Origin of the sequence: Streptomyces sp. adm13(2018), from assembly GCF_008042145.1 — a bacterium.
Classification (GTDB): Bacteria; Actinomycetota; Actinomycetes; order Streptomycetales; family Streptomycetaceae; genus Streptomyces.
Genome location: NZ_RDBH01000129.1, coordinates 1,047,365 through 1,054,045, shown reverse-complemented (window position 1 = coordinate 1,054,045; position 6,681 = coordinate 1,047,365). Strand labels below are relative to the sequence as shown.

General features: G+C 70.8%; 7 protein-coding genes. 4 read left to right on the top strand and 3 right to left on the bottom strand.

Annotated features, from left to right (window positions below):
* The first annotated feature begins 83 nt into the window (after positions 1-83).
* The 3 genes from pknB to EAO70_RS21435 all read left to right on the top strand — a co-directional run bounded on the left by pknB (position 84) and on the right by EAO70_RS21435 (position 3,490).
* Entirely contained in the window at positions 84-1,994 is a 1,911-nt protein-coding gene (pknB, locus tag EAO70_RS21445; RefSeq protein WP_187283974.1) for a Stk1 family PASTA domain-containing Ser/Thr kinase, read from the top strand.
* Between the two features lie 6 nt (positions 1,995-2,000).
* Complete coding sequence (locus tag EAO70_RS21440; protein ID WP_148004479.1) at positions 2,001-2,852, top strand: deoxyribonuclease IV; 852 nt, start codon at positions 2,001-2,003, stop codon at positions 2,850-2,852.
* 83 nt (positions 2,853-2,935) lie between these two features.
* On the top strand, positions 2,936-3,490 hold the full coding sequence (locus tag EAO70_RS21435; RefSeq protein ID WP_148004478.1) for a DUF4396 domain-containing protein: 555 nt from the start codon (positions 2,936-2,938) through the stop codon (positions 3,488-3,490).
* 21 nt (positions 3,491-3,511) lie between these two features.
* Here the strand turns inward: EAO70_RS21435 and EAO70_RS21430 are convergent, their stop codons facing one another.
* On the bottom strand, positions 3,512-4,156 hold the full coding sequence (locus EAO70_RS21430) for a sulfite oxidase-like oxidoreductase (RefSeq protein WP_148004477.1): 645 nt from the start codon (positions 4,154-4,156) through the stop codon (positions 3,512-3,514).
* A gap of 178 nt (positions 4,157-4,334) precedes the next feature.
* Between EAO70_RS21430 and bfr the strand changes: the two genes are divergently transcribed.
* Positions 4,335-4,811, top strand: a complete 477-nt coding sequence (gene bfr, locus EAO70_RS21425; protein ID WP_148004476.1) for a bacterioferritin — start codon at positions 4,335-4,337, stop codon at positions 4,809-4,811.
* Between the two features lie 43 nt (positions 4,812-4,854).
* On the opposite strand, the gene EAO70_RS21420 is transcribed toward bfr, so the two are convergent.
* Together EAO70_RS21420 and EAO70_RS21415 are read right to left on the bottom strand one after the other, a co-directional pair.
* Positions 4,855-5,094: a bacterioferritin-associated ferredoxin gene (locus EAO70_RS21420; RefSeq protein WP_148004475.1), complete on the bottom strand. Its 240-nt coding sequence runs from the start codon at positions 5,092-5,094 to the stop codon at positions 4,855-4,857.
* A gap of 135 nt (positions 5,095-5,229) precedes the next feature.
* Entirely contained in the window at positions 5,230-6,582 is a 1,353-nt protein-coding gene (locus EAO70_RS21415; protein ID WP_392207174.1) for a class II 3-deoxy-7-phosphoheptulonate synthase, read from the bottom strand.
* Between the last annotated feature and the right edge of the window lie 99 nt (positions 6,583-6,681).

Here is a 6,681-nt window from a genome sequence, read left to right as displayed (position 1 = left end):
GCCCGCACAGGGGTGGGCGACCGTCACGGCCCCGCGAGGAGTGGGCGCGGCCCCGGTCTCCACGGCCTCGTAAACTCGTCCGCGTGGACACGACCCTTCAGGACCCCCTCGTCGGGCGGCTGCTCGACGGCCGCTACCGCGTCGACGCGCGCATCGCCGTCGGCGGGATGGCCACGGTCTACCGGGCCGTGGACACCCGCCTCGACCGCGTGCTCGCGCTCAAGGTGATGCACCCCGCCCTCGCCACCGACGCCGCGTTCGTCGAGCGTTTCATCCGCGAGGCCAAGTCCGTCGCCCGGCTGTCGCACCCGAACGTGGTCGGCGTGTTCGACCAGGGCGCCGAGGGCGCGTACGTCTATCTGGCGATGGAGTACGTCGCCGGCTGCACGCTCCGTGACGTCCTGCGCGAGCGCGGCGCCCTGCCGCCGCGGGCCGCCCTCGACATCCTGGAGCCGGTGCTCGCCGCGCTCGGCGCCGCGCACCGGGCCGGTTTCGTGCACCGCGACATGAAGCCGGAGAACGTCCTGATAGGGGACGACGGCCGGGTCAAGGTCGCCGACTTCGGCCTCGTCCGGGCGGTGGGCTCGGCCACCACCGGCTCGGTCCTGGGGACCGTCTCGTACCTGGCGCCGGAGCAGATCGAGCACGGCACCGCCGACACCCGCGCCGACGTGTACGCCTGCGGTGTCGTCCTGTACGAGATGCTGACCGGCGGCAAGCCGCACGGCGGCGACACCCCCGCCCAGGTGCTCTACCAGCACCTGAACACGGACGTGCCCGCCCCCTCGGCGACCGTTCCCGGGCTGGCCGTGGAGTTGGACGAGCTGGTCGCCGCGGCGACCGCCCGCAACCCCGAGGTCCGTCCGTACGACGCCGTGACCCTGCTCGGCCTGCTGCGGGAGGCCCGTGCCGGACTCGGCGAGGAGCAGCTGGACGCCGTGCCGCCGCTGGCCCGGTCCGGGCCGCGGGACACCACGGACGACCGGACGAGCGTGATCGCCCGGGCGGTCCCGGCCGAGACCGGCGCCGACGCCCACCCGGTCCTGCACACGAACCTGCTGCCGGCCCCCGAGGCGCCGCCCGCCCCGGGCCGCCGGCTGCGCCGCCCGCCGCGCGGCCCGCTGCTGCTCGTCCTGGGCGTGCTGCTGGCCCTCGGGCTCGGCACCGGGATCTGGTACATCAACTCGGGCCAGTTCACCCGGGTGCCCGCCGTGCTCGGCCAGACGGAGCCCGAGGCGACGAAGCGGCTCACCGACGCCGGGCTGGACCTCGGCACGACGAAGCGCGCGTTCAGCGACGTGTACGAGCGGGGCACCGTCATGGCCGTCGACCCGGCCCCCGGCGAGCGCCTCCGGGGCAACGGGACGGTGACGCTGACCCTGTCCCGCGGTCCCGAGCTGGTCAAGGTGCCGAACCTCAAGGACAAGCCGCTCGCCGAGGCCCGGCGGATCCTGGCGGACGAGGGCCTGGCCGCCGGGGTGGTCACCCGGACGTTCAGCGACTCCGTCGCCCGGGGCGCCGTGATCGGCTCCGACCCCGAGCCCGGCACCGAGCGCTCCCCCGACTCGGCCGTCGCCCTGGTGGTGAGCAAGGGCGCCCCGATCGACGTCCCCGACGTCACGGGCGAGACCGTCGCCGACGCCACGGCCCTGCTCCGCGAGGAGGGGCTCGAGGTGGTCGTCGCCTCCGAGCGCATCCACTCCCCCGAGGACGCCGGATCGGTCGCCGCCCAGTCGCTCGCCCAGGGCAGTCGGGCCGCCGAGGGCGACACCGTCACCCTCAGCGTCTCGAAGGGCCCCCGGCTCGTCGAGGTCCCGGACGTGGTCGGCGAAACGGTCGACGACGCCCGTACGGCCCTGGAGGACGAGGGCTTCGAGGTCGAGGTCAAGAAGTCGTTCCCCTACCTCGGCACCGAGGTCTCCGGCCAGTCCGTCGAGGGCGGGTCCACCGCGCCCGAGGGCTCCACCGTCACCCTCACGATCAAGGGACTGTAGACACTGATGCGCAACCCCGTCGGCGGCCACGTCCCGGTGGCAGGCGGCCTCGCCAAGGTCGGCCTCGGCTACGCCCGCGAACTCGGCGCCGAGACCGTGCAGGTCTTCGTGGCCAACCCGCGGGGCTGGGCCACCCCGCCCGGGAACCCCGCGGAGGACGAACGGTTCCGCGCCGAGTGCGCCGCCGGGTCGATCTCGGCCTGGGTCCACGCCCCGTACCTGATCAACTTCGGCTCCCACACCGAGGCCACCGCGGAGAAGTCGGTGGAGTCGATGCGGCACTCGCTGCGGCGGGGCCGGGAGATCGGCGCGCGGGGCGTGGTGGTGCACACCGGCTCGGCGACCGGCGGACGCCCGCGCGCGGAGGCGCTGGCGCAGGTCCGCGAGCTGCTGCTGCCGCTGCTCGACGAGCTGACGCACGACGACGACCCGGACCTGCTCCTGGAGTCGACGGCCGGCCAGGGTTTCTCGCTCTGCTCGCGCGCGGAGGACTTCGGACCGTACTTCGACGCGCTGGACCGGCACCCGAAGCTGGGGATCTGCCTCGACACCTGTCACATCTTCGCGGCCGGCCACGACCTCACCGGGCCGCACGGCGCGGCGCAGACGCTCGACCAGCTGGTGGCGACGGTGGGCGAGGACCGGCTGAAACTCATCCACGCCAACGACTCCGAGGACGTCGTCGGCGCCCGCAAGGACAGGCACGCGAACATCGGCGTGGGCCACATCGGCGAGGACGCGTTCCGCAACCTGCTGCGCCATTCGGCGACCGAGGGCGTGCCCCTGATCATCGAGACGCCCGGTGGCCCGGCGGGACACCGCGCGGACGTGGAGCTGCTCAAGAAGCTGAGGGACTGACCCGACCCACGTTCAGAAGTACCCCATGGGGGTATATGGTTTCCGGTCAGGGCAGGAACCGCTACCCGAGCTGGGGGCACCCGATGCAGCACGACGCAGACGCACGACACGACCACAACGGTCACGGCGGTCACGAAGGCCACGGCGGGCCCGCAAGCCACTCCGGACACGAGGGCCACGGCGGCCACCACTCCCCCGGCAAGGCCTCATGGTCCATGGCCGCCAAGGCCACCCTGCACTGCCTCACCGGCTGTGCCATCGGCGAGGTCCTCGGCATGGTCGTCGGCACCGCGCTCGGCTGGGGCAACGTGGAGACGATGATCCTGGCCATCGTGCTGGCCTTCTTCTTCGGCTACGCGCTCACTCTGCGCGGCATCCTGTCCGCCGGCGTCGACTTCCGTACGGCCTTCAAGGTCGCGCTCGCCGCGGACACCCTGTCCATCGCGGTCATGGAGATCATCGACAACGGCGTCATCGCGCTGTGGCCCGGCGCCATGGACGCCCATCTCTCCGACGCGGTGTTCTGGCTGGTACTCGCCCTCGCGCTCGCCGCCGCGTTCGTGATCACCACGCCGGTCAACAAGTGGATGATCGGCCGCGGCAAGGGGCACGCGGTGGTCCACCCGTACCACCACTGAACGGCGCCGAGGCCTCCGGCGCTACAGCTCCGGGCCGTCTCCCGGCTCCTCCTGGTAGGAGTACCGCTGCTCCGTCCAGGGGTCACCGAGGTTGTGGTAGCCGCGCTCCTCCCAGAAGCCCCGCCGGTCGGCGGCCATGTACTCCACGCCGCGGACCCACTTGGGCCCCTTCCAGGCGTACAGGTGGGGGACGACGAGACGGAGCGGGAAGCCGTGCTCGGCGGTGAGCAGTTCCCCGTCCTTGTGGGTGGCGAAGATCGACCGGTCGTCGGCGAAGTCGACGAGGCGCATGTTGGCGCTGTAGCCGTACTCGGCCCACACCATCACATGGGTGACCTGCGGCGCGGGCGGGGCGAGTTCGAGGACCGTACGGGCCGGGACGCCGCCCCATTCGGCCCCGATCATGCTGAACTTCGTGACGCAGTGCAGATCGGCCTCGACCGAGGAGAACGGGAGGGCCGAGAACTCCTCGTGGTTCCAGCAGCGCTTGTCGCCGTCGGCGGTCGCGCCGAACACGCGGAACTCCCAGCGGTCCGGCTTGAACTTGGGAACGGGTCCGTAGTGGGTGACCGGCCAGCCGCGCTGGAGCCGCTGGCCCGGCGGCAGATCCGGTGAACGATCCGGCTGTCCCGCCTCCCGGTGCGCTCCGTTCTCCGTCCGACCCATGTCATCCATGGTGACAGACGGCAAGGGGTGGTCATGACCAGGAGACCGCCGCACCGATCCGATCCGGGGCACTTACGACTAAGCCTGCACTTACTGGACGCCCCCCATTGGGGGTGCGAGGATGCCGCCATCCTGCCCAGTGACAGCACAGACACGCAACGTGGAAGGAGCCTCTGCAATGCAGGGCGACCCCGAGGTCCTCGAGTTCCTCAACGAGCAGCTGACCGGCGAGCTGACGGCCATCAACCAGTACTGGCTGCACTACCGCATCCAGGACAACAAGGGGTGGACGAAGCTCGCCAAGTACACCCGCGAAGAGTCCATCGATGAGATGAAGCACGCGGACAAGCTGACCGAGCGCATCCTGATGCTCGACGGCCTGCCCAACTACCAGCGGCTCTTCCACGTGCGGGTCGGCCAGACCGTCACGGAGATGTTCCAGGCGGACCGCCAGGTCGAGGTCGAGGCCATCGACCGGCTGAGGCGCGGGATCGAGGTCATGCGGGCCAAGGGGGACGTCACGTCCGCCAACCTCTTCGAGGAGATCCTGGCCGACGAGGAGCACCACATCGACTACCTGGACACGCAGCTGGAGCTGATCGAGTCCCTGGGCGAGGCGCTCTACATCTCGACGCTCATCGAGCAGCCGAGCTGACGTCCTGCGACGGAGCGACTCCCCGGGACGCGCGGGGCGGGTCCTAGGCGGCTTCCCCGAGCTCGGCGACGGGCTCCGGCACGAGCGCGGGCATGCCCTGGTCCAACAGGTCGCGGCGCGGGCAGTTGCCGCGGCCCAGGATGGCCTGGATGCGACGGACGCAGGAACCGCAGTCCGTGCCGGCCTTGCAGGCCGAGGCGATCTGGCGCGGCGTACAGGCGCCCGCGTCGGCATGCGCCCTGACCTGCTTCTCGGTGACTCCGAAGCAAGAGCAGACGTACATCGCGGTTCACCTCCCGCCGCCGTGATCAATTAGGTTAACCTAACCTTACCCAATGCCGGGGGATCGCAAAAGCCCTGGCAACGACGATGGGGCGCGGATCACATGGATCCGCGCCCCATCGTCGTAGGAAGCTCCCTACTGATCGCGGTACATCTCCGCGACCAGGAAGGCCAGGTCGAGCGACTGGCTGCGGTTGAGACGCGGGTCGCAGGCCGTCTCGTAGCGCTGGTGCAGGTCGTCGACGAAGATCTCGTCGCCGCCGCCCACGCACTCGGTGACGTCGTCACCGGTGAGCTCGACGTGGATGCCGCCCGGGTGGGTGCCCAGCGCCTTGTGGACCTCGAAGAAGCCCTTGACCTCGTCGAGCACGTCGTCGAAGCGGCGCGTCTTGTGGCCGGAGGCGGCCTCGAAGGTGTTGCCGTGCATCGGGTCGGTGACCCAGGCGACGACCGCACCGGAGGCGGTGACCTTCTCGACCAGCTCGGGGAGCTTGTCGCGGACCTTGTCGGCGCCCATGCGGACGATGAAGGTCAGCCGGCCCGCCTCGCGGTCGGGGTCGAGGCGGTCGATGTACGTCAGCGCGTCGTCCACCGAGGTGGTCGGGCCCAGCTTGATGCCGATCGGGTTCGCGATCTGCGAGGCGAACTCGATGTGGGCGTGGTCGAGCTGGCGGGTGCGCTCACCGATCCAGACCATGTGGCCGGAGGTGTCGTACAGCTTGCCGGTGCGCGAGTCCGTACGGGTCAGCGCGCCCTCGTAGTCGAGCAGCAGCGCCTCGTGGGAGGCGTAGAACTCGACGGCCTTGAACTCCGCCGGGTCGGTGCCGCAGGCCTTCATGAAGTTCAGCGCGTTGTCGATCTCCCGCGCCAGCTGCTCGTAGCGCTGGCCCGAGGGGGACGACTTGACGAAGTCCTGGTTCCAGGCGTGCACCTGGCGCAGGTCGGCGTAGCCACCGGTGGTGAAGGCGCGCACCAGGTTGAGCGTGGAGGCGGACGCGTTGTACATCCGCTTCAGGCGCTCGGGGTCCGGGACGCGGGACTTCTCGTCGAAGCCGAAGCCGTTGACCGAGTCGCCGCGGTAGGTCGGCAGGGTCACGCCGTCGCGGGTCTCGGTGCCCTTGGAGCGGGGCTTCGAGTACTGGCCGGCGATGCGGCCGACCTTCACGACGGGCACGGAGGCCGCGTAGGTGAGGACGGCGCTCATCTGGAGCAGCGTCTTGAGCTTGGCCCTGATGTGGTCGGCGGACACCGCGTCGAAGGCCTCGGCGCAGTCGCCGCCCTGGAGCAGGAACGCCTCGCCACGGGCGACGGCTCCCATCCGGGCACGCAGCTGGTCGCACTCGCCGGCGAAGACGAGCGGAGGATACGACTCGAGGTCCGCGATCACATCGCGCAGAGCCTCGGCATCGGGGTACTCGGGCTGCTGCGCCGCGGGCAGGTCTCGCCAGGTCGCCTTGGCGACGGCGTGGGAATCAGCGTTCACGGTCACAGGGACCACATTACGGGGTTCTTCGTCCGCTCCTGTCCGCCTGCCCAGTGACTGAGACACCCGCCCGAAATGTCACTCGCTGACATTATCGCCATCGGG